Origin of the sequence: Streptosporangium sp. NPDC000563, from assembly GCF_040299985.1 — a bacterium.
GTDB lineage: Bacteria > Actinomycetota > Actinomycetes > Streptosporangiales > Streptosporangiaceae > Streptosporangium.
The window spans coordinates 127,138-153,097 of sequence record NZ_JBEPDA010000011.1 but is presented as its reverse complement, the minus strand read 5'-3'; the positions used below and the strand labels follow the sequence as shown (position 1 = coordinate 153,097).

At 71.5% G+C, this 25,960-nt stretch carries 25 protein-coding genes and 1 pseudogene; 11 read left to right on the top strand and 15 right to left on the bottom strand.

Going from position 1 to position 25,960, the window contains the following annotated elements; genetic code table 11:
* The first annotated feature begins 9 nt into the window (after positions 1-9).
* Both ABT352_RS24610 and ABT352_RS24605 read left to right on the top strand, forming a co-directional pair.
* Positions 10-603 (top strand): nucleoside/nucleotide kinase family protein, encoded by a 594-nt coding sequence (locus ABT352_RS24610; RefSeq protein WP_350947259.1) that lies wholly within the window; start codon positions 10-12, stop codon positions 601-603.
* Positions 604-853: 250 nt separating this feature from the next.
* On the top strand, positions 854-1,432 hold the full coding sequence (locus tag ABT352_RS24605; protein ID WP_350947258.1) for an HAD-IA family hydrolase: 579 nt from the start codon (positions 854-856) through the stop codon (positions 1,430-1,432).
* 78 nt (positions 1,433-1,510) lie between these two features.
* Here ABT352_RS24605 and ABT352_RS24600 read toward each other — a convergent pair whose 3' ends face one another.
* Genes ABT352_RS24600 through ABT352_RS24560 form a run of 9 tightly spaced genes read right to left on the bottom strand, consistent with a single transcriptional unit; the run spans position 1,511 to position 10,033 of the window.
* Positions 1,511-2,800, bottom strand: a complete 1,290-nt coding sequence (locus tag ABT352_RS24600; protein WP_350947257.1) for an MSMEG_0565 family glycosyltransferase — start codon at positions 2,798-2,800, stop codon at positions 1,511-1,513.
* The gene (locus ABT352_RS24595) at positions 2,797-3,624 is read right to left on the bottom strand and encodes a carbon-nitrogen hydrolase family protein (protein ID WP_350947256.1); all 828 of its coding nucleotides are present in this window, start codon (positions 3,622-3,624) and stop codon (positions 2,797-2,799) included. Before ABT352_RS24595 ends, ABT352_RS24600 begins: the two co-directional genes overlap by 4 nt.
* Positions 3,625-3,627: 3 nt before the next feature.
* On the bottom strand, positions 3,628-4,470 hold the full coding sequence (locus ABT352_RS24590; RefSeq protein WP_350947255.1) for a carbon-nitrogen hydrolase family protein: 843 nt from the start codon (positions 4,468-4,470) through the stop codon (positions 3,628-3,630).
* The gene (locus ABT352_RS24585) at positions 4,467-6,005 is read right to left on the bottom strand and encodes an MSMEG_0567/sll0787 family protein (protein WP_350947254.1); all 1,539 of its coding nucleotides are present in this window, start codon (positions 6,003-6,005) and stop codon (positions 4,467-4,469) included. The genes ABT352_RS24590 and ABT352_RS24585 overlap by 4 nt, the downstream gene beginning before the upstream one ends.
* A gap of 7 nt (positions 6,006-6,012) precedes the next feature.
* Complete coding sequence (locus ABT352_RS24580) at positions 6,013-7,065, bottom strand: MSMEG_0568 family radical SAM protein (protein WP_350947253.1); 1,053 nt, start codon at positions 7,063-7,065, stop codon at positions 6,013-6,015.
* Positions 7,066-7,074: 9 nt separating this feature from the next.
* The gene (locus ABT352_RS24575) at positions 7,075-7,587 is read right to left on the bottom strand and encodes an MSMEG_0572/Sll0783 family nitrogen starvation response protein (RefSeq protein WP_350947252.1); all 513 of its coding nucleotides are present in this window, start codon (positions 7,585-7,587) and stop codon (positions 7,075-7,077) included.
* Positions 7,588-7,600: 13 nt separating this feature from the next.
* A complete protein-coding gene (locus ABT352_RS24570) occupies positions 7,601-8,416 on the bottom strand; it encodes an amidohydrolase family protein (RefSeq protein ID WP_350947251.1) in 816 nt (271 codons plus the stop codon).
* Position 8,417: 1 nt separating this feature from the next.
* Positions 8,418-9,764 carry an MSMEG_0569 family flavin-dependent oxidoreductase gene (locus ABT352_RS24565; protein WP_350947250.1) on the bottom strand — a complete coding sequence of 449 codons (1,347 nt, stop codon included), beginning with the start codon at positions 9,762-9,764 and terminating at the stop codon, positions 8,418-8,420.
* Positions 9,761-10,033: an MSMEG_0570 family nitrogen starvation response protein gene (locus tag ABT352_RS24560; protein ID WP_350947249.1), complete on the bottom strand. Its 273-nt coding sequence runs from the start codon at positions 10,031-10,033 to the stop codon at positions 9,761-9,763. Before ABT352_RS24560 ends, ABT352_RS24565 begins: the two co-directional genes overlap by 4 nt.
* 319 nt (positions 10,034-10,352) lie before the next feature.
* Here ABT352_RS24560 and ABT352_RS24555 point away from each other — a divergent pair, with 319 nt between their 5' ends.
* Together ABT352_RS24555 and ABT352_RS24550 are read left to right on the top strand one after the other, a co-directional pair.
* Positions 10,353-10,850 (top strand): pyridoxamine 5'-phosphate oxidase family protein, encoded by a 498-nt coding sequence (locus ABT352_RS24555; protein WP_350947248.1) that lies wholly within the window; start codon positions 10,353-10,355, stop codon positions 10,848-10,850.
* 38 nt (positions 10,851-10,888) lie between these two features.
* Positions 10,889-12,001, top strand: coding sequence for a zinc-binding alcohol dehydrogenase family protein (locus ABT352_RS24550; protein WP_350947247.1), 1,113 nt, complete (start codon positions 10,889-10,891; stop codon positions 11,999-12,001).
* 78 nt (positions 12,002-12,079) lie between these two features.
* On the opposite strand, the gene rox is transcribed toward ABT352_RS24550, so the two are convergent.
* Positions 12,080-13,627, bottom strand: a complete 1,548-nt coding sequence (rox, locus tag ABT352_RS24545; protein ID WP_350947246.1) for a rifampin monooxygenase — start codon at positions 13,625-13,627, stop codon at positions 12,080-12,082.
* A 286-nt stretch (positions 13,628-13,913) separates the two neighbouring features.
* Between rox and ABT352_RS24540 the strand changes: the two genes are divergently transcribed.
* Positions 13,914-14,774 carry an aldo/keto reductase gene (locus ABT352_RS24540; protein ID WP_350947245.1) on the top strand — a complete coding sequence of 287 codons (861 nt, stop codon included), beginning with the start codon at positions 13,914-13,916 and terminating at the stop codon, positions 14,772-14,774.
* A 227-nt stretch (positions 14,775-15,001) separates the two neighbouring features.
* Here the strand turns inward: ABT352_RS24540 and ABT352_RS24535 are convergent, their stop codons facing one another.
* Positions 15,002-16,840, bottom strand: coding sequence for a discoidin domain-containing protein (locus ABT352_RS24535; RefSeq protein WP_350947244.1), 1,839 nt, complete (start codon positions 16,838-16,840; stop codon positions 15,002-15,004).
* A gap of 424 nt (positions 16,841-17,264) precedes the next feature.
* Between ABT352_RS24535 and ABT352_RS24530 the strand changes: the two genes are divergently transcribed.
* A complete protein-coding gene (locus ABT352_RS24530) occupies positions 17,265-17,774 on the top strand; it encodes a hypothetical protein (protein ID WP_350947243.1) in 510 nt (169 codons plus the stop codon).
* 393 nt (positions 17,775-18,167) lie between these two features.
* Positions 18,168-19,127: pseudogene (locus tag ABT352_RS24525) on the top strand (RNA polymerase sigma factor); the annotation flags it as partial.
* 40 nt (positions 19,128-19,167) lie between these two features.
* Here the strand turns inward: ABT352_RS24525 and ABT352_RS24520 are convergent.
* Together ABT352_RS24520 and ABT352_RS24515 are read right to left on the bottom strand one after the other, a co-directional pair.
* Positions 19,168-19,992, bottom strand: coding sequence for an NAD(P)H-binding protein (locus tag ABT352_RS24520; RefSeq protein WP_350947315.1), 825 nt, complete (start codon positions 19,990-19,992; stop codon positions 19,168-19,170).
* Between the two features lie 301 nt (positions 19,993-20,293).
* Complete coding sequence (locus ABT352_RS24515) at positions 20,294-20,782, bottom strand: hypothetical protein (protein ID WP_350947242.1); 489 nt, start codon at positions 20,780-20,782, stop codon at positions 20,294-20,296.
* A gap of 132 nt (positions 20,783-20,914) precedes the next feature.
* Here ABT352_RS24515 and ABT352_RS24510 point away from each other — a divergent pair, with 132 nt between their 5' ends.
* Both ABT352_RS24510 and ABT352_RS24505 read left to right on the top strand, forming a co-directional pair.
* Positions 20,915-22,075 carry a sensor histidine kinase gene (locus ABT352_RS24510; protein WP_350947241.1) on the top strand — a complete coding sequence of 387 codons (1,161 nt, stop codon included), beginning with the start codon at positions 20,915-20,917 and terminating at the stop codon, positions 22,073-22,075.
* On the top strand, positions 22,072-22,728 hold the full coding sequence (locus ABT352_RS24505; RefSeq protein ID WP_350947240.1) for a response regulator: 657 nt from the start codon (positions 22,072-22,074) through the stop codon (positions 22,726-22,728). Before ABT352_RS24510 ends, ABT352_RS24505 begins: the two co-directional genes overlap by 4 nt.
* A gap of 20 nt (positions 22,729-22,748) precedes the next feature.
* Here the strand turns inward: ABT352_RS24505 and ABT352_RS24500 are convergent, their stop codons facing one another.
* On the bottom strand, positions 22,749-23,228 hold the full coding sequence (locus ABT352_RS24500) for an Lrp/AsnC family transcriptional regulator (protein ID WP_350947239.1): 480 nt from the start codon (positions 23,226-23,228) through the stop codon (positions 22,749-22,751).
* A 109-nt stretch (positions 23,229-23,337) separates the two neighbouring features.
* On the opposite strand from ABT352_RS24500, the gene ABT352_RS24495 reads away from it, so the two are divergent.
* On the top strand, positions 23,338-24,405 hold the full coding sequence (locus ABT352_RS24495; RefSeq protein ID WP_350947238.1) for a Glu/Leu/Phe/Val dehydrogenase family protein: 1,068 nt from the start codon (positions 23,338-23,340) through the stop codon (positions 24,403-24,405).
* A 22-nt stretch (positions 24,406-24,427) separates the two neighbouring features.
* Here the strand turns inward: ABT352_RS24495 and ABT352_RS24490 are convergent, their stop codons facing one another.
* A complete protein-coding gene (locus tag ABT352_RS24490; RefSeq protein WP_350947237.1) occupies positions 24,428-24,877 on the bottom strand; it encodes an Lrp/AsnC family transcriptional regulator in 450 nt (149 codons plus the stop codon).
* A gap of 34 nt (positions 24,878-24,911) precedes the next feature.
* On the opposite strand from ABT352_RS24490, the gene ABT352_RS24485 reads away from it, so the two are divergent.
* Positions 24,912-25,799 (top strand): SMP-30/gluconolactonase/LRE family protein, encoded by an 888-nt coding sequence (locus ABT352_RS24485; protein WP_350947236.1) that lies wholly within the window; start codon positions 24,912-24,914, stop codon positions 25,797-25,799.
* Positions 25,800-25,960 lie beyond the last annotated feature (161 nt).

Sequence of the window (25,960 nt, the reverse complement as noted above, 5' to 3'; positions counted from 1 at the left end):
TCGCCCCCTGTGCGCGAAACCGTGCGCGAACCGGCCTGCGGCGCCTCCCGTGACTCCGATGTGAACGGCCACGTGCCGCGGATCTCGCGCTGGTTGCGCACCCGCCCCGCCCGAGCGGGCCGTACCCGCGTCCTGGCGGTCGAGGGGCGTTCGGGATCGGGCAAGTCCACCCTCGCCACCGCCGTGGCCTCGGAGCTGGCCGCGCCCATCGTACGGATGGACGACCTCTATCCCGGATGGGACGGCCTGCGGGGAGGGGTCGGCGCGCTGGTCGAGTGGGTGCTGCGGCCGCTGAGCCTGGAGCGGCCCGCGCGATGGCGGCGCTACGACTGGGCGGACGGCGGCTACGCCGAGTGGCACGAGGTCCCGGTCACCGAGATCCTGGTTCTCGACGGCACCGGCTCCGGCGCTCTCGCCGCCGCGCCGTACCTGAGCGGCCTGCTGTGGCTGGAGGCGTCCGACGAGATACGCAAGGCCCGCGCGCTGGAGCGCGACGGCGATCTCTACGCTCCGCACTGGGACCGCTGGGCGGCCCAGGAGGAGCTTTTCCACGCCCGCGACGACGTCCGTGCCCGCGCGGACCTGACGATCGCCACCACCTGAGGCGCGGGGAAGCCGGACGGTGACGCTCTCCGCCGCCCCCGCCGATGTTCGTCGGCCGGTGCGGGCCGAGATCCACACCTTGCAATCGCACACGAAGTACGATCGAATGAACACGAAAGGGTTCCGGAACGGCCCCGTGCGATCATTCGATCACCCCGGTCCCGCCGAGCGCGAGACATGCGGGAGCTCGTCCGCCGCATCGAGGCCGACACCGAGACCACCGGCGCAGGACCGTTGCGAGGAGAACCTGGTGACCACGTGGATGCTGCTTGACTACGGCGAGGTCATCTCCACCTCGCAGCCGCCCGGCGCGACGGCCGCGATGGCCGAGCTCATCGGCCAGGACGAGGTGACCTTCCGCGACCGCTACTGGCGCCACCGCGACGCCTTCGACCGCGGTCAGGCCTCCCACTCGTACTGGAGCGGGGTCGCCGGCAGGACGCTCACCGAGGACGATCCGCTCGTCGCCAAGCTCGACGCGGCCGACGTCGAGAGCTGGCTGCACCTCAACCCGGAGAGCCTGCGCGCCATCGAGGAGCTCGCGGGACACCACGGACTCGCCCTGCTGTCCAACGCCCCCGAGCCGCTGGCGGCCGCGATCGACGACGCCCCCTGGGCCGCGGCGTTCACCCATCGCTTCTACAGCTGCCGCCTGTCGCTGTCCAAACCGGACCCCGCCATCTTCGGTGAGGTCCTGCGCCACCTCGGCGCCGCCCCCGGCGACGTCACCTTCGTCGACGACCGGGCCGTCAACGTCAACGCCGCGGCGGCGCTCGGCATCAACGCCGTCCTCTACCCGGACTGGCCGCCCACCCCTCGCGCGAGCTGACGTCCGACCGCTCCCGTCCGACTTCGCCGTCCATGCTTCCCTCGCGAGCCGATGTCGGCCACACCTTCGGCCTCGATCTCACCCCGGTCCGTCGCCGCCGCGCGGACCGGCGGGTTCGCGCAGGGCCTTGTACAGGGCGATGTGCCGCTCGGCGGCCGAGCGCCAGGTGTGCCGGGCGGCGAGCAGGCGGCCCGCGGCCAGGCGCGCGGGGTCGTCTCCGGCCAGCGCCGCGCCGATCTGGCCGGCGAAGCCCGCGGGGTCGGCGGCGAAGCGCGCGGCACTCCCGAACACCTCGCGCAGGACCGGCAGGTCCCGGGTGACGAGTGGCACGCCCGCCGCCAGCGCCTCCATCGCCGCCAGGCCGAAGCCCTCCTTGAGCGAGGGGAAGGCGAAGACGGCCGCGGAGGCGACCAGCGACGGCAGCTCCTCGTGACCGACGGGCCCCAGGACGACCGGCTCCACGCCGAGGGCCGCGGCGCGCTCGGCCCACCGGACCCGGTAGTCGCGATAGTCGAACAGGGTCTCGCCCCCGGCGATCACCAGTTTCAGGCCGGGGTCTCCCGCGGCCAGCGACGCGTACGCCTCCAGCAGGTCCAGCGAGCCCTTGCGCGGTTCGATGCCGCCGACCGTGAGCACGTAGCGTCCCAGCCGGTCCCGCCAGTGTCCGTCGCCGCGCGCGGCGGCCTCGGCGAACCGGTCCGCCTCGACGCCGTTGGGGATGACCGTCGCGGTGATGCCCCATCCGGCGGCGAGCTCGGCGGCGACGGCGCGCGAGACGCAGACGTGCGCGCGGGGTTCGACGATGGCGCGCTCGTGGCAGGCGGCCAGCTCGGGGGTGGTGAAATGGTCCAGGTGGTGAACGGTCCGCACGCATCGTTCGACCGCGTTGGCGCTGATGCAGTCCTGCGCGTGCACGATGTCGTAGCCGCCGGGGGTGAACGCCTCGCGCAGCGCGGAGATCGAGCGCAGCACCCGCTCCCCCACCGTCTCGTCCGCCACCTCGGGGAAGGGCACCACCACCGACCGCACCGCGGGCGCCACAGGCCGGAAGAACCCCGCGTCGCCGCCGCGGCCGAGCGTCCACACCGTCACGTCCTGACCCGCCTCCGCGAGCGCCTCGGCGAGGTTGAGGGTGTGCACGACCCCGCCGCGCGGCTTGGTGGAGTAGGTCAGCAACGCGATCCTCAGCGCGGAAGGCGACGCCACGGCGTTCGCCGACCCCGCCGACCCCGCCGACCCCGCCGACCCCACTGTCTCGGCCGGGTCCGCGCTGCTCCCGGTGGTCGCGGTGATGTCGGTGATGGCGGTGATGTCGGTGATGGCGGTGATGTCGGTGATGTCGGTGCCCGGCGTGCGCGTGCCGCTCACGAGGCTCCCCGGTAGCTGCCGGGCCTGCGCTCGTCGAGGTGGCTCAGCACCCGCCGCGCGGTGGCGATCTCGGCGGCGACGTCCACCTCGGCGACCGCCAGGCCCGCCTTGGACCAGGTGCGGGCGAGGATGTCACCTCCGGGACCGACCACCTTGGCCTGGCCGAGGAAGCGCATGCCGCCCATCGCGCCGGTCTGGTTCGACGAGGCCAGGATGACCTGGTTCTCGGCGGCGCGGGCGCAGTCGTAGAGGTCGAAGAGGCGCGACTGGCGGTCCTGGGCCATCCGGGGCGCCCGGTTGGTGATGCTGGTCGGCCAGGCCGACAGGCAGGCGACGATCTGCGCCCCGTCCAGGGCGAGGCTCCGCGCCGACTCGGGGAAGGTCTTGTCGTAGTCGATGAGCATGCCCACCCGGCCGACCGGGGTGTCGAAGGCGTCGAAACGCTCGCCGGGCGCGTACGCCGCGATCTCCCCGGCGGGCAGGTGCACCTTGCGGTGGCGTCCCAGCACGCCGTCCCCGCTGACGCACGCGGCGCTGTTGTACCTGCGGGTGCCGTCGGCCTCGCAGTAGCCGACGCACACCACCATCTCGGCGGCCAGCTCGCCCACCCGCTTGATCAGCGGGTCGTCGGGGTCGAGCGCGGGGGGCAGCGCGTCGGGGTCGGGGTGGCGCAGGTCGGCGAGGTAGCCGCCCAGCGCGGCGTCGGGCAGCACCAGCAGCCCCGCCCCCGCCCTGCGCGCGTCGTCGATGAGCTTCGCGATGCGCCGCAGATCGAACTCCAGGTCCCGGCCGAAGTGCGCGGAGGCCGCGGCTATGCGGATCACGGTTCAGGATCCTCCCACGGCGAGCGCGGGGCGGTAGGCGTCCGGACGGCGGTCGCGCAGGTGGCCCATGGAGCGTCGGGCGGTCTCCAGCGCCGCCCGCACGTCCAGTTCGGCGACCGCGACACCGCCCGGCACGCCGGTACGGGCCAGGATCTCCCCTCCGGGGCCGACGACCTTGGCGCTGCCGACGAACCTGAGGGCGCCGAAGACCCCCGACTGGTTGGCCGACAGCCACACCACCTGGTTCTCCAGGGCTCTGGCCTGGTCGAAGAGGTCGAACCTGCGGGTCCAGCGGTCGTCGGCGAGGTCGGGCGCGGGGTCGGTCCTGCTGGCCGGCCAGGCCGACGCGCACACCACGATCTCGGCACCGTCCAGGGCCAGCGCCCGCGCCGACTCGGGGAACGCCTTGTCGTAGCAGATCATCATGCCGAGACGGCCGATCGGGGTGTCGAAGGCGGAGAAGGAGTCACCGGCCGCGAACAGCGCGTCCTCGCTGAGCGGCTGGTGGACCTTGCGGTGATGGCCGAGCACCCCGTCGCCGTTGACGCAGACCACGCTGTTGTACCTGAGAGGGCCGTCGGCCTCGCAGTAGCCCGCGCAGACGACCATGTCGCCCGCGAGCGCGGCGAGCCTGCGGATCTCGGGTCCTGCGGGGTCCAGGGCCGGCGGCACGTCCCGAGGGTCGCCGTCCATGCTGAGCAGGTAGCCGCCCAGACAGGCCTCCGGCAGGGCGAGCAGCCCGATCCCCTCGGCCCGCGCGGCGGTGATCAGTTGCTCGATGCGGGCGAAGTCGCCCTCCAGGTCGCGGTCGAACGGCGCCGCGACGGCGCCCATGCGTAGCTTCACGTCTCTCCTTCACGGAGTTCTGCGGGTTCTGCGGGTTCTGCGGATTCTGCGGATCCCGCGGGTTCTGCGGCCGTACCCAGCCCGGTCACCGGGCCGGTGATCACTTCGATCAGCTCCCCGTCCGGCCAGCGCAGCCGTACTCCCCCGCCGGGGACGAACTCGCCGCACGCGGCACCAGAGGCGGGACCGGCGTCGAGGCCGGGACGTCCTGGACGCTCGGCGGTGAGCATCGCGAAGCCTGGAAAGCAGGTCAGCCAGTCGCCCATGCTGACCGCGCCGGGCCTGGGCACGGCGGCGACGTCGAGGACGGCGCCGCAGCCCGAGGCCTCGGCGAGCATGCCGAGGGTGCCGGCGACTCCCGCCATGGACACGTCCTTGGCGGCGGCCGGGCGGGCGGCGGCGACGGCTCCCAGCATGGCCCGCAGCTGCGGGGTGCGGCGGTGCGTGGTGGAGTCCCACTGGCGGCCCGTGTAGCCGGGCCGCCACCCGCCGCCCAGGTCCGCGGTGAGCCACACCCGGTGTCCCGGCCGCGCCCCGCCGCCGGGAACCGGTTCCCTGGCGCGGCCCAGCGCGGTGACCGAGAGCGCCGCCGGCACGCCGAGCTGGGTGTGACCGCCGAGCACCGGCACCTCGTACGCCTCGGCGGCGCGGCGCAGGCCCGCCAGGACCCTCGCCACCGCCGAGGCGTCTCGCGCGCCGACCGCGTCCAGCAGCCCGACCGGCTGCGCGCCCATCGCCGCCAGGTCGTTGAGGTTGACCAGCACCGAACACCAGCCCGCCCACTCCGGGTCGCGCTCCACCATGGACGGCAGGATCGCGTCGCAGGCCGCCACCAGGTCGCTGCCCGGTACCGGGGCGCCGTCGTCGCCGACGAAGCCGGGGCCTCCGGGCGCGAGCCCGGCCAGCAGCGTCCCGAGGTCGCTCTTGGTGGCCGCGACCAGCGCGGCGATCCTGCCGACGGGCCAGCGCATCAGCACGTGCGGCAGGCCCGCGACGGCGAGGGGACGTACCCGCCGCCAGCCGAGGCGGGTGAACATGCGCTCGGCCCCGGCACGTACGGTGGCCTCGAAGCGCAGTGCCCCGGCCGCCTCGGCCCGCGCGCACGCGGCGCGCACCAGCGCGGGGCCGATGCCCGCGCCGTTGCGCTCGGCCGGATCGACGGCGAGCCGCCCGCCGCTCCACCACCCGATGTCGGGGCCACCGGCGGCCGGCCCGAGCCGGACGCCGCCGACCACGGCGCCGCTCCCGTCCCTGGCGACCAGGACGACGGTGCGCGGGTCGTCGTCGCGGTCGTCCAGGTCGTGGCCGCTGAACACGCGCTGCTCGGTCACGAACACCCGGTGCCGCAGTGCCCGGTAGGCGGCCAGCCCGTCCGCGTCCGCCTCCTCCACGATGAAGGAGGGCGCGCGGCTGCCGAGCAGCACGTCGCAGACCGGCTCGGAAAACCGCGATCCGCGGCCGGGAGCGGTGCGGCCGCCCGGCCCCGGACCGCCGCTCAGGACGGGGGCGACCGCGAGATCGGAGACGAGGCTCACGGGCGCCTCACCCGCCCGCGGCCTGGAGCGCGCTGCACGCGCCGCACGCGGCGCAGCCCGCGCGCTGGTCGGCGCCCGACATGCCCGCCTCCCGCAGCAACGCGGCGACACTCTCGGTCACCCTGCCGACCACGGCCGGGTCGGGACCAGGCACCCCCTCACGGCCGGCGAGGGTGTCGCGCATCGGGCGGAACGGCACGACGAACGGGTACACGCCGCGCTCGACGAGCCGCGCGGCCCCTGCCACCAGCTCGTCGGGATCCTCGCCGAGACCGACCAGCAGATAGGTGGAGACGCGGTTGCGGCCGAAGACGCGTACGGCCTCGTCCCACGCCTCCTCGTAGGCCGACATCGGCACCTCGGACTTACCGGGCATCCAGCGGCGGCGCACCTCCTCGTCGAGGGACTCCACGTGGATGCCGATCGCGGACGCGCCCGCCCGCCTGAGCTCGCCGATCCAGGCCAGATCGGCCGGCGGCTCGCACTGCACCTGGATCGGCAGGCCGGGTACGGCCTCCAGCACGGCCCGTACCGAACGGGCCAGGACGCGCGCTCCCCGGTCGGGGCCGCCGGTGGTGCCGGTGGTCATCACCATCTGCCGCACCCCGTCCAGGCGCACCGCCGCCTCGGCGACCTCGGCGAGCTGCGCCGGGGTCTTGGCTGCGACGGTGGCGCCCGAACGCAGGGACTCCTCGATCGCACAGAACCGGCACCGCTCCGCCTCTCCGTAGCGGACGCAGGTCTGCACCACGGTGGTGGCGAGCACGTCGGCGCCGTGCAGCCGGGCGATCCTCTCGTACGGGACACCGTCTGCGGTCACCAGGTCGTAGAAGCGAGGACGGCCGACCGCGCGGACGGAGGCGCCCAGATCGGTCTCGCCCAGCCACAGCCTGCCGTCCCTGACGGCGTACGGACTGGCCGGGTTGAGCGGGATCGCGGCGTTGGCCCCGTCGAGGACCAGGTGTCCGTCGTCGCTGGGTCCCGCACCGCCCGCGCGGCGCACCGGGGCGTCCACCCGGACGCCCATGATGGCCACGTCGACTCTCGTGCCGACACTCACCGCTGCCCCCTAGAACATGTAGGTCGAGTTGATGATCGCGCCCTTGCGGCCGTAGTGGATCAGCGCGTCCTGCACGTCCAGCGGGTGCGTGGGGATGACGCCCTCGATGAGGTCCTCCTCGCGGGCGCCGTGCAGCGACAGGCCGAACCGGCAGCAGTAGACCTTGCCGCCCTCCTCGATGAACGTCTTGAGCGAGTTGTTGATGTTGTGCTCGCCGGGGAAGGCGGAGTTGCCCGTGGTCGGGAAGCCCCGGGTGGCCAGGCAGTTCAGCGAGCCCGGTCCGTAGAAGTAGATCGCGGACTCGAAGCCCTTGCGCAGCGCCCTGGTCGCCTGCAGGATCGCCACGAAGCTCACCGACGACTCGTGGGCGATGCCGTGCACGAGCGTGAAGTACGACTCGCCGTTCTCCGCCTGGTAGTCGGGGAAGACCTTGGTGCCGCCGTAGAGGCTGGAGCCCTCCGGCAGGGAGGGGTGCGGGATCTCGGTGAGGCTCTGCTTCTCGAGGTCGGTCAGTTCGGTCATGGGTCTCTCCTTGTCAGCCGTACAGTTTCTCGAAGGTGTCGTGGAAGGCCAGGCGGGCCAGTTCGCCGTCGCCGGCGGCGGCGGCAAGGCGGGCGCGCTCGCCCGCGTAGTCGCCCCACGGCTCGTCGCTGGCGAACAGCACCCGGTCGTGGCCGATGCCGCGCCGGTCGATCTCCTGGGCCAGCCATCGGGGCGTGAACCCGATCGCCCAGGAGAGGTCGGTGTAGACGCGCTTGCCGGCGGCGATCCAGTCGAAGAACCGCGACCCGGCGAGCTTGATGTGGCCGCTCATGCCGCCGCCGAAGTGCACCAGGTGGATGGCGACCTCGTCGCCGTACCACTCGACCAGGTGGCCCACCTCGTCGATGTCGGAGGCGGCACCCGGTGAGGTGTGCACGTGCACCACCAGCCCGTGCAGTCGGGCGGTGGCGAAGACGCGGTCGAGCGCGGGTCTGCAGGCCGGGTCGGTGGGGCGCCCGCCCAGCAGGAAGCTGAGCTTCAGCGCGCGCACGCCGCTCTCGGCGGCCAGCGCCAGCGCCTCGGCCGTGCGACGCTCGTCCTCGGGGCGCGGCGATACCCACAGGCCGCAGCGGATCCGGTCGTCGCGGCCCGCCGCCTCCAGGCAGAGCTCGTTGAAGGCGAACGCGATCCCCGGATCGGGCACCCCGTAGTTGGGCATCACCAGGGCGCGTTCGGTGCCCTCGGCGTCCAGGTCGGCCAGCAGTTGCGCGACGGTCGCGCGGGCGGTCGTGTCGGGGTTGACCGGCGGCCCCCCGTAGAACGGGTGGGCGGGCAGCACCCCGAGGTGGCGGTGGGCGTCGAAGACCATGTCAGGTTCCCAGCAGCTCGGGGTGGACGAAGTAGCCGAGCGACGCCGGCTCCGCGGCGCGCGGGGCGGGTACCGGCCTGCCGGCGGCGGCGATGTGCCCGGCCAGGTGCTCGGCGTCGGCCGCCACCCCGGAGAAACGGCCCGAGCCCCAGGTGTGCTGCCAGGGCAGCCCGAGGAAGTACAGACCGGGGACCCGGGTGACGCCGCGCTCGTGGGTGGGGTAGCCGGTGCCGTCGAAGACCGGCACCCTGATCCAGCCGTGGTCGCGGCGGAAGCCGGTGCACCAGACGACCGAGGTGATCCGCCCCAGGTCCAGGGAGTCGGGCTCGGAGGCGGGCTGCCAGGGCGGCGTGTAACGCCTCTCGCCGGGGGCGGAGATGCCGTGCGCGGCGATGAAGGCGTCGATGGAGTCCTTGACGCTCTCGCAGACCGCGTCGGCGTGGTCGAGGTTGCGCCGCAGGTCGGGGGCGAACCGCGCCCTGCCACCGGTCCTCTCCTCCACGGCTTCGGCCGTTCCCGCGCCGGTCGCCGTGTCGTTCTCGACCGTGGTCAGCCTGCCGTACAGGCTCATCCCCTCCAGGGCGAAGGCCCGCAGGTCGATGTCGCGCCCGCCGTCGCGGCCGGTCACGTAGTGGTTGGCGCGGGCCCGGACGGCGTCGTGGTCGTCGAAGGAGTCGATGGGCCGGTCGTAGTAGCCCATCAGATCCAGCCAGGCCACCACGTCCCTGCCCCGGTAGAAGCGGGCCACCCGGGGCGCGCCGCCGACCGACAGGTGCACGCGCCGCCCGGCCAGGTGCAGGTCCTCGGCGATCTGGCACCCCGACTGGCCGGTACCGACGACCAGCACCTCACCCGGAGGCAGCAGCTCGGGATTGCGGTAGTCGGCGGAGTGGATCTGCGTCACGTGCGCGGGGAACCGCTCGGCCACCCGGGGGATCACCGGGACCTGGTAGGGGCCGGTGGCGACCACGACCTGGCCCGCGGTGACCGTGCCCCGGTCGGTCTCCACCCGAAACCCCCGCCCGTCGGGAAGGAGCCTGGTGACGTTCACCCCCTCCAGCACCGGTGGGGAGAAGGAGGCCGCGTAGTCCTCCAGGTAGCCGACGATCTGGTCGCGGAGCATGAACCCGTCGTGGTCGTCGCCCGGGTAGGGGAACCCGGGCAGGCGGCACTGCCAGTTGGGCGTGACGAGGCAGAAGGAGTCCCAGCGCCGCGCGCGCCACTCGTGGCCCACGCGGTGACGCTCCAGCACCAGGTGGTCGACGCCGTCCCTGCGCAGGCAGTGGCTCATCGACAGGCCCGCCTGGCCCGCGCCGACGACGACCACCTCGTGGTGACGGCCGTTCACCGCTCGAACCTCTCGACCGTCACCATGCCGGCACCGGCGAAACCGGCCGCCTTCCTCTCGATCTCGGCGACCTGCCTCGCCGCGGCCGCGCACCCGAACCCGTACCTCTCGCGTACGCGCTCACCGGCCGCCTCCAGCGCCCTGCCGCTCAGCGAGACGAATTCGGCGATTGGGTACGATTGTTCGGGATGAAGAAAGTCCTCAATGATGAGCGATGGGGAATAACAGCGTTGTTGTGAACCATCGGGCCATCTGACCTGGAAATACATCTCAGGCATACGAGTCTCCACAGGGGAAAGCGGCCTTATCCGAGTCGGTGCGCCTTTACCGCTGACGACAGTTCAACCGCCGGAAATTGCCGACCCGTTTCATCCGGAACAAAACGCGATGACCGTGGTCACACCAACTTCTCCACCGGTTAACAGTGAGGCGCCGGTCGGCATCGCGTCATGAGTCTCCACCGGCACCCTCACCCCCGATTAGCGGCGCGCCGGGGAGGGGAGGCCTCAGGTGATGCCGATCGGGGGGCGCGGAGCCGGAGGAGCCCCGGACTCGCAGCGACATCGATCTTCTCAGCGGGAGAATCCCATGACTGGACGCGTATCGGCCCCGGGCGACCTCGGCCGCCGGATCGCCAGGCGACGCGAGGATCTCGGCCTCACCCGGGACAGGCTGGAAACCCTGGACAGGGACGAGTGCCTGCGGCTCATCACCCCCGGCGGAGTGGGGCGCATCGCCTTCGAGGAGATCGGCGGGCCGGTGATCCTGCCGGTCGACTACGCCCTGCACGGCAGCTCGGTGATCTTCCGCACCGCTTTCGGCGGCCCGCTCGACGACGCCCTGCGCACCGGGGCCCAGGGGGTCGAGTCCAAGGTCGCCTTCGAGGTCGACCGGATCGACGACGCCGGCCGCGAGGGCTGGAGCGTGCTGGTGCGCGGGGGAATCCACCACGTCTCCTCGGAGGAGGACCGCGCCGCCCTGGCGGCGCTGGGCGTCCGGCCGTGGACGGGGGGCGAGCGGGAGCCGTACGTGAGGATCGCCGCCACCGAGGTCACCGGCCGTCGCATCCGGCGGCGCGACCCGTGACCCCCGCCGAGCCGGCCCCGCCGTCCCAGGAACCGCCCGTGACCCCCGCCGAGCCGCCCTCGCCGTCCCAGGAGCCGCCCGTGATCCCCGCCGGGTCCGGCCCTTCGGCTCACCGGCCGCCCGTGATCCCCTCGGAGATGGACGCCTGGGTCGTCACCCACCCGGGGCCGATCTCCTCGCGTCCCCTGCGGCCGGTGCGCGTCCCCGTCCCCTCCCCCGGACCCGGTGAGGTGCTGGTCCGCGTCGAGGCATGCGCGGTCTGCCGCACCGACCTGCACCTCGCCGAGGGCGATCTCCGGCCTCGACGCCCGAGGACCACGCCAGGCCACGAGGTCGTGGGGCGGGTGGTGTCCGCCGCCCCCGACGCCGTGCGGCTCACGCCGGGCACCCGGGTGGGGGTGGCCTGGCTCCGCTCGACCTGCGGGCGCTGCCGCTACTGCCTGCGGGGTGCGGAGAACCTCTGTCCCGGTTCGACCTACACCGGCTGGGACGCCGACGGCGGCTACGCCGAATACCTGACCGTTCCCGAGGACTTCGCCTACCCGCTCCCCGGCGACGTCCCCGCGGAGAAGCTCGCGCCGCTGCTGTGCGCGGGGATCATCGGCTACCGGGCCCTGCTCCGCAGCGACCTGCCACCCGGCGGACGGCTGGGCATCTACGGCTTCGGCGCCTCGGCGCACCTGACCGCGCAGCTCGCCCTCGCCCAGGGGGCGACCGTGCACGTGCTGACCCGCTCGGCCAAGGCCAGGGAGTTGGCCGTCGCCCTGGGCGCGGCCTCGGCGGGCGGCGCCGCGGACGCCCCGCCGGAACCGCTGGACTCGGCGATCCTGTTCGCCCCGGCGGGCGAGCTGGTGCCGGTCGCGCTGGCCGCCCTGGAGCGGGGCGGAACCCTGGCGGTCGCGGGCATCCATCTCAGCGACATCCCGCCCCTGACCTATCAGCGGCACCTGTTCCAGGAGCGCACGCTGCGCAGCGTCACCGCCAACACCCGCGCCGACGGCCGCGCCTATCTGGAACTGGCGACGCTCCACCCACCCCGGGTGACGACGGTGCCCTATCGGCTGGCCGAGGCCGACCGGGCTCTGGCGGACCTGGCCGGGGATCGCGTCGAGGGCGCCGCCGTCCTGATGCCCTCCCACTCCGCCCTCTGACGCGATGCTCACCCCCGTACGGGGGTGAGCATCGGCGCGAGCACTCCTCGCGGGTCTTTTCCGCCGCTCGGGCTGGATTCAGTCGGCGGGCCTGCCGAACCAGCGGGAGAGGTGGTCGTCCAGGTCCTGCTGGTCGTCGCCGATCCAGGCGACGTGGCCGTCGGGACGCAGCAGGACGCACGGGACGTCCAGCTCCGCGGTGGGATCCGCGAGGTGATCGACCCGGTCCGACCAGCCGCCGACGGTGAGGCGTTCGGTACGGTCCAGCAGCAGGCCACGGCCACGATGCAGCAGACCGTAGAGGTGGCCCTGTTTCACGTCGAGGTCGTGCATGCGGCGGCCGAGCAGGTCGGGGCCTTCGCCGAAGTCGTAGCGGACGCCGGTCGCGGTGATCTTTTCGGTCAGGTGGCGGTTCACCTCGTCGAAGTCCATCAGTTCGGTGAGCAGCCTGCGCACGGCCTGCGGGCCCGGTTCGGCGGACAACAGTTCCGTCTGGGCACGGGTGTTGTCCAGCACGTCCTCGGCGACCGGACGACGTTCGGCCTGGTAGCTGTCCAGCAGCGCCTCCGGGGCCCACCCGCGGATCTGTGCGGCCAGTTTCCAGCCGAGGTTGAACGCGTCCTGAACGCCCAGGTTGAGGCCCTGCCCGCCGATGGGGGGATGGATGTGCGCCGCGTCGCCGGCCAGCAGCACCCGCCCGGCCCGATATCGTTCGGCCAGCCGGGTGGCGTCTCCGAAGCGGGACATCCAGCGCGGGGAGTGCACGCCGAAATCGGTTCCGGCGATGGCACGCAACCCCTGTTTGAAATCCTCAAGGGTGGGCGGTTGCGCGCGGTCGCCGGCTTCCGGCGCGGGGACCACGACACTGTAGATCCCTTCGCCGAAGGGCCGGAGCCAGAACGGCCGATGGGTCTCGCGGACCTCGGCCATCCTGGCGGCGATCTCCTCCTGCGGCATGCCCACTGCCAGCTCGCCCATCAGGGTCTCGGTCCGCGAGGGCTCGCCGGGGAAACCGACACCGAGCAGCTTGCGCACCGTGCTGCGCCCGCCGTCACAGCCGACGAGGTAGCGCGAACGCAGCCGCGTGCCGTCGGCCAGCTCGACGGTCACCCCCTCGTCGTCCTGCTCGAGACCGGCGACCGCGCACCCGCGCCGGACCTGCGCGCCCAGTTCGATCGCGTGCTCTGCGAGCAGGCGCTCGATGACCGGCTGTGGGATGCCCAGCAGGTAGGCGTACGCGGAATCCAGGCCCTTGGGCGCGGGTTTGGGGATGGCGGCGAAGAAACCGCCGGCCGGACGTCGTCTTCCGTGCTGGAGCATGCGCTCCAGCAGTCCGCGCATCGCCATCAGTTCGAGGCTGCGAACATGCAGACCGACTATGCGGACGAACGACGCGGGCTCGATCTCCTTCTCCAGAACGAGTACTCGCACATCGTGCAGTCGCAGTTCGGCGGCGAGCATCGCACCGGTCGGCCCGCACCCGGCAATGATCACATCGAAGGCGTGGGAGGCGCGATCGGTGCCTGGGGCCGGCGACCGGAGAACTCCGGGAACGTCGCCCGCCGCGGAGTCACGCTCGGCACCGTCGTTCGGCTGCGGCTCGGCGGTGACCTGCTGAGAATGCATAGGTATTGCCTTTCGGGAGTGCCTTGTCCAAGCGGCGCTCCCGGCGACACCTACCTCGGTCGCCCGGCCATGACGGGAAGGGGGAGCACCCACGTCGATACAGCGTTCATGGGTCTCACCTCCTCAGGTGGTGTCACGGTCAGCCGTAAGTTACAAGCCCGAGCGTCATCCCGTCCATTCCTTTTTCTCACCACCTCGCCATCACCTCACCGTCGGTAACTCTCATTGGATGGCTTGATCGGGGCAGGGTGGAGAGGTACCAACCGATTCCCAAGAAGGAGCTCCCATGCAGACACGCCGCATCGGCGATGTCCAGGTCAGTGAGATCGGTCTCGGCGGAATGCCGATGTCGATCGAAGGGCGCCCCGACGAGCAGCGTTCGATCACGACGATCCACGCCGCGCTGGAGGCGGGTGTGACGCTGATCGACACCGCGGACGCCTATCACCTGGGCGCGGACGAGGTCGGCCACAACGAGTCCTTGATCGCCCGCGCGGTCGCCGGTTACGGGGGCGACACCTCCGACGTGCTGATCGCCACCAAGGGCGGCCATGCGCGCCCCGGTGACGGCTCGTGGACCCTGAACGGCTCGCCCGACCACCTGAAGAAGGCCTGCGACGCGTCGCTCGCGCGTCTCGGCGTCGAGGCCATCGGGCTCTACCAGTTCCACCGCCCCGACCCGAAGGTTCCGTACGCGGAGTCGGTCGGGGCGATCCGCGACCTGCTGGACGCGGGCAAGATCCGCTTCGCGGGCGTCTCGAACGCCGACCCGGACCAGATCCGGCTCGCCAACGAGATCCTCGGCGGGCGGCTGGTGAGCGTGCAGAACCAGTTCTCGCCGTCGTTCCGCTCCAGCGAGCCCGAGCTGGAGCTGTGCGCGGAGCTGGGCATCGCGTTCCTGCCGTGGAGCCCGCTGGGCGGGATCTCGCAGGCCGGCGAGCTGGGCTCGCGGTTCGCCGTGTTCGCGGACGTCGCGCGGGCGCACGGGGTGAGCCCGCAGCGGGTGTGCCTGGCGTGGATGCTCGCCAAGGCGCCGGTGGTGATCCCGATCCCGGGTTCCTCTCGTCCGGAGACCATCCGCGACTCGGTCGGCGCAGCCGACGTGAAACTGTCCGCCGAGGAACTGGCCCGCCTCGACGCGGCCTGACGAGACACGCTCGGGCATCGGGAGCGGCCCCGCGGGGCCGCTCCCGATGCCCGTCCGATGGGCCCGTGCCTGCGGCGCCGCCCCCCGGGCGCGCCCGGCATACGCTCACCGGCTCGTATCCGCTCGTATCCGCTCGTATCCGCTCGTATCCGTGAGGCCGGTCGGGACGAACCGTCGTCCCGACCGGCCTCACGCGCTCTCGATCACCGAACGCGCACGGCGGGCCGCTAGGAGTAATAGACCTCGAAGGCGGAGATCTGCCCGGCGGGCCAGCCGGTGTTCCCCGTGATGTTCAGCCGCACGTACCTCTTCGCCGTCGCCGGGAAGGTGATGGTCACGGTGTTGCCGGTGGCCGGGTCGAAGACGTGGCCCCGCGACGGCACCACCGTCTCGAAGTCGCCGCCGGACGAGGCCTGCACCGACAGTGTCTGGGTGCGCGTGCCCCAGGCCGCGGACGGCGGCAACCTCAGCACCAGGCGCCCGACGGAGACCTGGGCGCAGAGGTCAACGGTGATCGACTGGGGGAAGGTGTGGTTGGCGCTCTCCCAGTAGGTGTTCGCGTCGCCGTCGACCGCGTTGGCCGCCACGTAGTTCTGGGTGACGCTGCTCGCGCTGACCGCCTTGTTCCTGGCCAGGTCTCCGGTGCCGGGAGAGCACCCGGGTGGGGGGCCGGTCGTCGCGGTCACCGTGCCTGAGGGCGGCGAGGTGTTCTGCGCGGCGTCCCTGGCGACCACGTAGAAGCTGTAGGAGGTCGACGGCGTGAGACCGGTGACGGTGAACGACGTTCCCGTGGTGCTGCCCACCTTGACGTCGGTGGCGCCCGCCTCGCGGTAGACGTCGTAGCCGGTCACTCCGACGTTGTCGGTGGCCGCGGTCCAGCCCACCGTGATGCTCGTGCCGGAGGCCGGGACGGCGCGCGCGGCACCCGGTGCGGTCGGGGGCTGGGTGTCTCGCGTGCCGCCGGTCCTGCGGGTCTCGAACTCCGTCGCCCAGTACTTCGTCCGGTCCAGATAGGCGGTCTCCGCCGCGGTCCCCGTCCTGCCGTACGCGCCGTCGAAGGTCTGGTAGCCGAACCCGCCCGGCGGGGTGGAGTCCGCGGGCTCGATGGAGCTGCCCTCGTGCCACTCGTTGAACGAGGTGATGGAGACCCAGGTCGGCAGGCCGCCCTTGGCCGGGTCGAGGGCGTTGGACCACTCCAGGTCGTAGGTGGCGCCGTTGGCGCGGCCCAGGGTCGGGGTGGTGTTGCCCGGCACAGCGCGGTCGTCGATGTAGCCGGGAGCCACCGAGGGCGCCCAGATCAGGTTGTTCCGCTTGGCGTACGCGCTCGCGTTGGCCCAGCCGGGCGCGGTGGCACCGGCGATCCCGTCGTAGGTGTACATGCCGGAGAAGTGCGCGATCTTCGACGTGTCGGTGGTCTGGGCGAGCACGATGTTGCCCGCGGTGACCTGGTCGAGCGCGGCCCAGTCGGTGATCCTCAGGCTCTCGAAGACGTAGAACGCCGCCCGATCGCCGTGCTCGGCGTCACGGTAGAAGGCCGGGTGGGAGCCGTAGCGGGTGTTGATGTAGCGGATGTCCTCGACGGTGGAGGCCGCCGTGCGCCCCTCGTACGGCTCCAGGTGCCAGGCGACCTTGACGCCGTACCGCGCGGCGGCGTCCATCACGCCTCGGGTGAGCCTGTCCTCGAAGCTGTCACGCCCCCACCAGCTGTAGACGATGACGCCGACCCCGGCCTGCTTGATCCACTGCATGTGCCTGGTGACGGCGCCCGCGTAGTCGCCGGAGTCGTAGGCGCCCAGGCTGGGGTACAGGTCGGCGCCCACGTCGTCGGGTGGGGTGCGTCCGCCCTGCTGCCAGTGCCGCCACTCCCCGCTCGTCTGGGGGTTGCCGTACCAGGAGTAGTAGAAGAGATGGACGTTGGAGGACTGCTCGGGCACGGCCGCGCCCCGTGCCGGGAGCGGTGTCTGGGCTCCGGCCCAGCACAGGGTGGCCAGCAGCAGCGCGAGGACGATCTGGGCGCGTCGCCCGGTATGGCGTAAGCGGCTGACGGATTGATCGGATGTCTTCATCGGCTGACCCTTCGTCACGCGAGGCCGGATCGCCACGGTCGACGGGACATACGGTCGCCGCGATCCGGCCGGTGGGGGGCGGAGAGACTGCCGCCGTCACCGACGGAGATCGGCGAACGGCGCTGCGAACACCATAGGATGACAGGCAGATGACTGCAATGTTTCTACTTATTTTCGCAAAAATATGCCTGAAGAGTGGCTTTATGTGATGCAACAACCGACAGGGTGCGATGAGAGGGCGGGGAACGAAACGCCGATCTGGAACGGTCCGATGTTTCACTTCCCGAATCGCCGAGAGACGTCCGGAGCCCGAGCCCCACGCGGGTGATCATCGCAGGGTTCAATACCTATACAAAACGCCCGAAAGGCCTCACCAGCACGAATTCGCGTTGACCGGCCACCGGGGATTGGCCATATTTGCGCAATGATTCGTCTACGTCCCCTCGCGGGAGCGATCCTCGCGTCCGTCCTGCTGACCGGCTCCCTCGCCGCCCCCGCCACCGCCTCGGCCCAGGAGACCGTCGCCGTCTCCTCCACCGAGGCCGCCGCGCGACCCGGTAACGGCAAGATCCTCTACAACCGCATCAGCGGCGGCCGGGGCAAGCTGAAGGTGAAGAACGGCACCGGCAGGGACGCCGTCGTCACGCTGGTCCGCGGCAGGTCCAAGGCGATCAGCGTCTACGTCCGCGCCCGGTCCACCGCCACCGCCACCGGTGTGCGGGACGGCAACTACACCATCTTCTTCACCTCCGGCCACCGGTTCAACACCTCCCGGGGCAGGTTCGCCCAGTCCCCCTCCTACCAGCGCTTCACCGACCGGCTGAGGTTCACCACGACCACGACCAGCTCGACCATCGGGACCCTCACCCTCAACCCGGTCAGGGGTGGCAACGCCAGGACGACCGGCGTCAACCCGAACGACTTCCCGTCCTGATCCGACCCGATCCTGTCCGCCCCTTGTCCCCTCCTCGCGGACTCGGTCGGATACGGCGGACTCAGTTCCCCGCTCCCCCACCCGTACGTCCATCACCACGGCAACACCCGCAGCGTCGCCGGTCACAACCGCAGGGCCGCCTTTCCCCCACGGGGAAAGGCGGCCCTGCGCCCGTTCGGAGGTGGAAAGGGACCCAGCACCTGTAGGCAGCGGAGCCGATCAGCTCCAGGCGAAGGACGCGACGGCGAGCCAGGCGACGCAGCACACCGTCGCGGGACGTACCTTGAACTGCACAGGTTGTTGTATCCGACCAGACCTGGGGAAGGTGTGAACGCCATGGAAGCCGCTACCGTGGAAGGCACCGTTGAGGTTGTCGAGGCCGAGGAAGAGCTCGTTCTGACCGACGACGACGAGGCGCCCGCAGCCCTGGAAGCGAGCGTCGGAGCCAGCACCGACCCCGTCAAGGACTATCTCAAGCAGATCGGCAGGATCTCCCTGCTCAACGCCGAGCAGGAGGTCGAGCTCGCCCGGCGCATCGAGGCGGGGCTGTTCGCCACCGAGCGGCTCAACGACGGCGCCCGGCTCCAGCCCGACGTGCGCGCGGAGCTCGAATGGCTCGCCGAAGACGGCCACCGGGCCAAGAACCACCTGCTGGAGGCCAACCTGCGCCTGGTGGTGTCGCTGGCCAAGCGCCACACCGGCCGGGGCATGCTGTTCCTGGACCTGATCCAGGAGGGCAACCTGGGGCTGATCCGCGCCGTGGAGAAGTTCGACTACACCAAGGGATTCAAGTTCTCCACGTACGCCACCTGGTGGATCAAGCAGGCGATCACCCGGGCGCTCGCCGACCAGGCCCGCACCATCCGCATCCCCGTTCACATGGTCGAAGTGATCAACAAGCTGGCGCGGGTGCACCGGCAGATGACGACCGACCTGGGCCGCGAGCCCACCCCTGAGGAGCTGGCCGTGGAGCTGGAGATGACCCCGGAGCGGGTCGTCGAGGTCCAGGGATACGGGCGGGAGCCGATCTCCCTGCACAGCCCGCTGGGCACCGAGGGCGACAGCGAGTTCGGCGACCTCATCGAGGACTCCGAGGCGATCACCCCCGAGGACGCGGTGGCCTCCGCGCTGCTGCAGGAGCAGTTGCACACCATCCTGGACGCGCTGTCGGAGCGTGAGGCCGGGGTGGTGGCGATGCGGTTCGGGCTCGGTGACGGGCGGCCCAAGACCCTTGAGGAGATCGGACGCGCCTACGGGGTGACCCGCGAGCGCATCCGGCAGATCGAGTCCAAGACGATGACGAAGCTGCGCCACCCCTCGCGCTCGCGGGCCCTGCGCGACTATCTGACCTGAGCGCCCCCGGCCGGCCCGCGTCCGCACAGGCCGGTGACGCTCAGCCGGCCGTACGGGCGACGAGGGCGGTGACCGTCTCCTCCAGGCCCGACGGCGGCCGCCCCAGCAGGCGCGCGAGGTCGGAGCCGGTCGTGGCGAGGGCACCGGCGCGCACCGCGGGGAACACGCCCCCCAGCCAACCGGCCTCCGCGTCGGTGATCTCCCGATGCTCGATCGGCCTGCCCAGAACACGGGTGAGAACCTCGGCGAGCTCCGGATAGGTCCACAGCGGACCGAGCAACTCGTAGGTCGCGTTCTCGTGCCCGGAACCGGTGAGGGCGGCACTCGCGGCCAGCGCCAGGTCACGCAACCTCGCGGTGTTGAGCGGCCGGCCACCGGTGGAGGAGGTGATCTCACCCTCTTTTCCCGCCTGGACAAGCGCGGCGCCCAGGAACGCCTCGGAGTAGAGGGCGTTGCGCAGCACGGTGTAGGCCGGACCCGCCTCGCGGAGCGCCCTCTCCGTCGCCGTGTGGTCGGCGACGGGGCCCCGGCCGTCCTCCGCGCCCACGGCGCTGGTGTAGACGACGCGGCGCACCCCCGCCCGGACGGCGGCCTCGACGACGGCGCGGTGCTGCCGCACGCGGACTCCGGGCGTCATGTCCGGCCCGGACACCAGGAGCAGCACCTCGATCCCGGCGAGCGCGGCGTCGACGGACGCGGCGTCGTCATGATCACAGTGCCGCACCTCGACACCGCCGCCGAGCAGGTCCTCCGCCTTCTTCGGGGTACGGGCGAGCGCGACGAGGTCGCGGGCGGGGACCCTGGCGAGCAGGTCCTCGATGACGAGCCTTCCGAGATTTCCCGTGACACCGGTCACAGCGATCATGGTCAACGGCGTTTCCTCTCCTCTTCCGCGACTTCCCCGCGGCCTTTCCGCGGGTTTCCCGCGAGCCCTCCCGGACTCCGCACCGGTTCCGCGCGGACGGCCCGTCGACGGCCCGTCGACGGCCGGGAGATGCCCGGGGAGCGTACCGGCGAAGGCGCACCGGCCGCCTCGGATTTAATTCCCGCCACGACGAGCCCCGCGGCACGAAGGATCGCCGGACCGAACGGACACGCCGTCTCGGGAGCGGGCCACCACCCGCGCCCGACGAAGGGAGAAGCCGTCTCCCGCCGTGGCGCGTCCTTCAGGCTTCCCGGGCACCCGAGGGAACGACCTTGCCGAGCCCCCAGGCGGCGAGGCCGGTGATCGCTCCGACGATCACCCCGGTGAAGACACTGCTCACCGCGGCGAAGAGGCGCAGGATGAGGGACTGTACCGCCGGGTCGACGTCGCCCAGGTTTCCACCGAGCACGGGCGGGTTGTCGCCGAAGGCGGCCTCCCAGAGCACCTGATGTCCCACGGCCAGGAAGACGCCGTAGAACAGGCCCACGACGAGGAGGGTGAGGAAGGGGTTGGGTACTCGTTTCCAGAGGACGACCGCGATCCATACGATCGGCGGCACGAAGACGAACAGGGCGTTCACGAAGGTGCCCTCATGGATGATGTCCAGGTCGTGAAGCACGACCCGGGGCGCGGCGAGAAGAGCGAGGCCGATCACGGCGATCAGGGGCAGCCCGAGCGCCGGGCGCCTTCGGGCGAGCGGCCCACGCGGCGAGGTGTTGTGAGAGGTCATGGCCTCAAGCTAGGGAGCGCGAGGGGCGTGGCACATCCGTGTCCGATCTCGACACCCGTACGTCGGAAGGCGACTTCCCGTGTCGCCTCACGTGGACTGCGGAGCGCCGCGACGGCGCCTTAGGGTGGCTGCGTGGTCGAAGAACGGCGTGTTCGGACACGAAGAAGACTCCCGCCCTGGGCGGTCGACGCCCTGATCGGTGTGGGTGTCACCCTCGTGCTGTCGATCGTCATCTCCGCCGGCCAGGGAGGACGGCAGAGCCCGGACCCGATCGCCCATCTGTGGGCCGTGGGCCTGGGGGCGCTGATGCTCGTCCGGCGACGCCACCCGACGGCCGTGCTCGCCGTCACCGCCCTGGGTTTGTTCGCGTACTACGCCGCCGGTCACCCGGCCGTGGGAGTGGCCGTTCCCGTCGCCGCGGCGTTGTTCTCGGCGGCCGAGTTCGGCCGGCTCGTCCACGCCGTCGTCACCGCCACCGTCGTGATCGCGGTCTCGCTGTTCTTCCGCCTCATCGAGGGTGAGGACTTCTCGTTCGTCGTCGGCTACGAGCTGGCCGGGCACGTCCTGCTCATGGCCGCGGCGATCGCCCTGGGAGACGGCCTGAGGTCGAGAAGGACCGTGCAGGCGGGGGCGAGGCGGATCGCCGAACTCACCGCCCAGCGCTACCGGCAGGAGGCCGACGCCCGACTTCACGCCGAACGCCTCGCCATAGCGCGAGAGCTGCACGACTCGATCGGTCACACGACCTCCGTCATCTCCCTGCACGCCGATGTCGCCCGTGAGTCGCTCGGCCACGACGAGGCGCGGACCCGGGCGGCTCTGGATCTGATCAAGTCAACCAGCACGCGCACGATGAGCGAGCTGCGCCGGACCGTCGCCCTCCTCCGCACCCCCGGCGAGAATCCGAGGTCGGTCCTCTCGCTGTCGGGCGTGGGCTCGCTGCGTGAGACGGCCGCCGCGGCGGGGATCGACCTCGACCTCGAGATGCGCGTCACCACCGAACTTCCCGCGACGGTCGACGCCTGCGCGTTCAGAATCGTCCAGGAGGCGGTCACCAACATCGTCAAGCACTCCCGCGGCACCCGCGCCCGCGTCGTCGCGCTCGACGACGGAGCGGTCCTGCGCCTGTCCGTGACCGACGACGGCCCCGGGCAGGGCCCCGACAGCGGAGCGGGGCACGGCATCGCCGGGATGCGCGAGCGCGCGGAGACGCTCGGGGGCACCCTGACGGCCGGACGCGAGCCCGCAGGTTTCACGGTCCGAGCCGTCCTTCCACTGGAGCAGCCATCATGATCAGGGTGGTCATCGCCGACGACCAGGAGCTCGTACGCGCGGGCCTGCGAGCACTCCTCGAAAACGATCCGGACATCACCGTCGCCGGAGAGGCGTCCGGCGGACGCGCGGCGCTCTCCCTCGTCCGGGAGCTCCGCCCGGACGTCGTGCTCATGGACATCCGCATGCCCGGTATGAACGGACTCGAAGCGACCGCGGCCATCCGCGCCGACGACTCCCTGGACGGCTCACGGGTGCTGATCCTCACCACCTTCGACGACGAGGAGGACATCGTCGAGGCCGTCACGCTCGGCGCCGCCGGTTACCTCCTCAAGGACACTCCGTCGGAGGACCTCCGCAAGGCGGTGCGCACGGCCGCCGAAGGGGGGAACGTGCTCTCCCCCGCGATCGCCAGGCGCGTCATGGAACGCCTCGCCCGGGCCCCGAGACCACCCGTGCGCGACCCTCGGCTCGCCACCCTCACCGAAAGGGAACTCGCCGTCCTGACCCGGATCGGGTACGCCGAGACCAATGACAGGATCGCCGCGGCCCTCTTCATCAGCCCGGCCACCGTACGCACCTACGTCAGCCGGATCCTGACCAAACTCGACGCGCGGGACCGCACCGCACTCGCCGTCATCGCTCACCGCTCGGGCCTCGGCACCGGCGAGTAGCGGCAGGCGAGACCTCCCGCTCAGTTCGCGGGTGTGGACGTCACGTCGGGGAGCCTCGCCGGGGCGGTGTCGTGCACCTGCTGGAAGATCACCGAAGTGCGGAAACCCGCGATCTCGCGGCGCTTGCTGAGCCGGTCCAGCAGGAAGGCGTGCAGGTGGTCGAGGTCCTGGACCGCCACGTGGAGAAGGAAGTCGTCGCCACCGGCCAGCACGAAGACGCTGAGCACCTCGGGCAGGGCGCTCGCCGAGTCCTTGAAGGTGTCGATGACGGTGCGGCTGAGCGGGCGTACCTGCACGGAGACGAGAGCCTGGACGCCGCGGTTCAGGGCCGCGGGGTCGATGTCGGCGTGATAGCCGCGGATGACCCCGCGGCGGGTGAGCCCCCTCACGCGTTCCAGGCAGGTCGAGGGCGCGATCCCGAGTTTGCGGGCCAGCTCGCGATTGGACTGCCGCGCATCCGTTTGGAGAAGCCGGATGATCTCCGAATCAAGTTCGTCCATGACCGGTATTTTGCCGGTCGTTCCAACCATACGTTCGATCGGACCCCTGAGCGGCGACCGGATATCCGATTCTTGGACCCGGACGCCGATCACATGAAGGGATCGTCATATGCCAGGGTTCGATCATGAGCAGGTCGCGGTTCACACGGGGCCGCGCTCCGGCCTGCCCGTCATCGTCGCCGTCCATTCGACGGCGCTCGGCCAGGCGGTCGGCGGGTGCCGGATCTGGCACTACCCCGACTGGCGGGACGGTCTCTCCGACGCGTTGCGCCTGTCGGCCGGCATGACCGCCAAGTGCGCGGTGGCCGGACTGGCCAACGGTGGCGGCAAGACCGTCGTCGCCGTCCCCGAAGGGGTCGAACTCGATCCGGTCCGCCGCCGTCACGTGCTGTACGACGTCGCGGACGTCATCGCCTCCCTGGACGGCAGGTACGCCACCGGCCCGGACGTCGGGACCGGCCCGGCCGACATGGCGGTCATCGGCGAGCGCACCCCCCACGTCTTCTGCAGACCCGCGCGACAGGCCGGCAGCGGCGACTCCTCTCCGCACACCGCGGCCGGGACGCTCGCCGCGCTGCGCGCCGTCGGCAGGCGGCTCCACGGCACCCCGAGCCTCACCGGTCGTCGTCTGGCCGTGATCGGCCTGGGCAACGTGGGCGAGAAGATCGTCCGCCTGCTCGCCGCCGAGGGAGCCGAACTCCTCGTCGGCGACATCGATCCCGGCAAGCGGGCACTCGCCGACGAGGTCGGCGCCACCTGGGGCGAGCCCGCGCAGGTCGTCACCGCGGACGTCGACATCCTGGTGCCCGCGGCCCTCGGCGGCGTCCTCACCGAGGAGATCGTGCCCGGCCTGCGGTGCGCCGCCGTCGCGGGGCCCGCGAACAACCAGCTCACCACCCCGGCCGTCGCCGACCTGCTGCACCGCCGCGACATCATCTGGGTGCCCGACCACGTCGTCAGCGCGGGCGGGGTGATCCACGCCCTCACCGTCGAACTCGACCGCGGAACCGCCGACGAGGCGCTCGCCCGCGTCCAGAACATCGAGGACACCGTCACCACCCTGCTCGCCACCTCGGAGCGCACCGGCACCACCCCCGCGCGGGCCGCTTCCGAACTGATCCGGCTCCGCCTGCGCGCGGCCGCCGCCTCGCGCCGTTCCGGGCCCGGCTTCGATTGAGGTGGACCAGGTCACGAGGCCCTCACGCATCCTGGTGAGGGAGATGCAGGCCACGCTCGAAGAAGCTCTCCAGCACCATGATGGTTCGCGTCCTGGCCACCCCCTCGATCTCGAAGAGCCTGCGCAGCACCTCCTGCAGTTCCCTGGTGCTCGCCGTGCGCACCTTGACCAGCAGTGACGCCGGTCCCGCGATGACGTGCGCCTCCTCGATCTCGGGAATCGCGAGCAGTGCCTCGCCCGACGCGCCCATCCACGCCTGCCCCTCCACGAGCACGAAGGACAGCACGCCCCTGCCCGCGGCGACGGGATCGACCTCGATGGTCGTCCGCCGGATCAGCCCTCGTTCGCGCAACTTGCGCACCCGTTCGTGCGCGGCGCCGCTCGACAACCCCACCGCGGCCCCGAGCGCGGCGTAGGACCGACCGGCGTCGTCCTGAAGGATGCCGATCAACATCTTGTCAATCCTGTCCATCGCCGTATCATATTCTGCGATCAAGGAGGATTACATGACGGAATCCATTGCCGCGGAGTTCGAGGTGCTCGACGAGCGGTTCGCCGATGTCGGGGGCGACAAGCGGGTCGAGCGGATCCACCGCGGTTGCCGGTGGGCCGAAGGTCCCACCTACGTCCCGGCGGGCCGCTATCTGCTGTGGAGCGACATCCCCAACGACAGGATTCTCCGCTGGGACGAGATGACGGGAAACGTGGGTCCCTTCCGCGCTCCCGCGGGCTACACCAACGGCCATACCCTCGACCGGCAGGGCCGGCTGATCTCCTGCGAGCACGGCGCCCGGCGGGTGACCCGCACCGAGCACGACGGCTCCATCACCGTCATCGCCGACCGCTGGCAGGGCAAGCGCCTCAACAGCCCCAACGACGTGGTGGTCAGGTCGGATGACTCCGTGTGGTTCACCGACCCCAGGTACGGCATCGCCAGCGACTACGAGGGCCACCAGGCGGAGAGCGAGATCGGCAACGATCAGGTCTACCGTCTCGACCCCGCCACCGGAGAGATCACGGCGGTGGCCGACGACTTCGCCCGCCCCAACGGCCTCGCCTTCTCGACGGACGAGTCCCTCCTCTACGTCGCCGACACCCAGCGCGGGCATCTGCGGGTCTTCGAGGTGCGGGGCGCCGCCCTGGAGAACGGCAGGGTGCTCGCGGAATGCTCGGCGGGCGGTCTCGACGGGATCAGGCTCGACACCGCCGGCCGGATCTGGGCGGCGACGCACGAGGGAGTGCACTGCTTCGCCCCGGACGGCACCTTGATCGGCAAGCTCAGGCTTCCCGAGAAGACCTCCAACCTGGTCTTCGGCGGCCTCAAGCGCAACTGGCTGTTCATGACGGCCTCCACCTCCGTCTACGCGATCATGACCAACGTCCGCGGAGCGTGATCTTCCGAAAGCGGGACGGCGATCGGCTCGCGAATGCGACCGATGCGCCGGGAAGCCCGGCGGAGTCACCGGGAACACGGGGAGAACATCGAGTTCGACGGGGCGCGTCCCGCCCTCCGACCTCGTAAACTCCGTAAACCCATCGAAATGGATCGACGCGC

Excerpts from the sequence above, each read along its gene's own strand:
- ABT352_RS24575 (WP_350947252.1), bottom strand. The coding sequence starts at position 7,587 with ATGACCGAACTGACCGACCTCGAGAAGCAGAGCCTCACCGAGATCCCG.
- ABT352_RS24570 (WP_350947251.1), bottom strand. The coding sequence starts at position 8,416 with ATGGTCTTCGACGCCCACCGCCACCTCGGGGTGCTGCCCGCCCACCCG.
- ABT352_RS24560 (WP_350947249.1), bottom strand. The coding sequence starts at position 10,033 with ATGTATTTCCAGGTCAGATGGCCCGATGGTTCACAACAACGCTGTTAT.
- ABT352_RS24555 (WP_350947248.1), top strand. The coding sequence starts at position 10,353 with ATGACTGGACGCGTATCGGCCCCGGGCGACCTCGGCCGCCGGATCGCC.
- rox (WP_350947246.1), bottom strand. The coding sequence starts at position 13,627 with ATGCATTCTCAGCAGGTCACCGCCGAGCCGCAGCCGAACGACGGTGCC.
- ABT352_RS24540 (WP_350947245.1), top strand. The coding sequence starts at position 13,914 with ATGCAGACACGCCGCATCGGCGATGTCCAGGTCAGTGAGATCGGTCTC.
- ABT352_RS24535 (WP_350947244.1), bottom strand. The coding sequence starts at position 16,840 with ATGAAGACATCCGATCAATCCGTCAGCCGCTTACGCCATACCGGGCGA.
- ABT352_RS24530 (WP_350947243.1), top strand. The coding sequence starts at position 17,265 with ATGATTCGTCTACGTCCCCTCGCGGGAGCGATCCTCGCGTCCGTCCTG.
- ABT352_RS24520 (WP_350947315.1), bottom strand. The coding sequence starts at position 19,992 with ATGATCGCTGTGACCGGTGTCACGGGAAATCTCGGAAGGCTCGTCATC.
- ABT352_RS24515 (WP_350947242.1), bottom strand. The coding sequence starts at position 20,782 with ATGACCTCTCACAACACCTCGCCGCGTGGGCCGCTCGCCCGAAGGCGC.
- ABT352_RS24505 (WP_350947240.1), top strand. The coding sequence starts at position 22,072 with ATGATCAGGGTGGTCATCGCCGACGACCAGGAGCTCGTACGCGCGGGC.
- ABT352_RS24500 (WP_350947239.1), bottom strand. The coding sequence starts at position 23,228 with ATGGACGAACTTGATTCGGAGATCATCCGGCTTCTCCAAACGGATGCG.
- ABT352_RS24495 (WP_350947238.1), top strand. The coding sequence starts at position 23,338 with ATGCCAGGGTTCGATCATGAGCAGGTCGCGGTTCACACGGGGCCGCGC.
- ABT352_RS24490 (WP_350947237.1), bottom strand. The coding sequence starts at position 24,877 with ATGGACAGGATTGACAAGATGTTGATCGGCATCCTTCAGGACGACGCC.
- ABT352_RS24485 (WP_350947236.1), top strand. The coding sequence starts at position 24,912 with ATGACGGAATCCATTGCCGCGGAGTTCGAGGTGCTCGACGAGCGGTTC.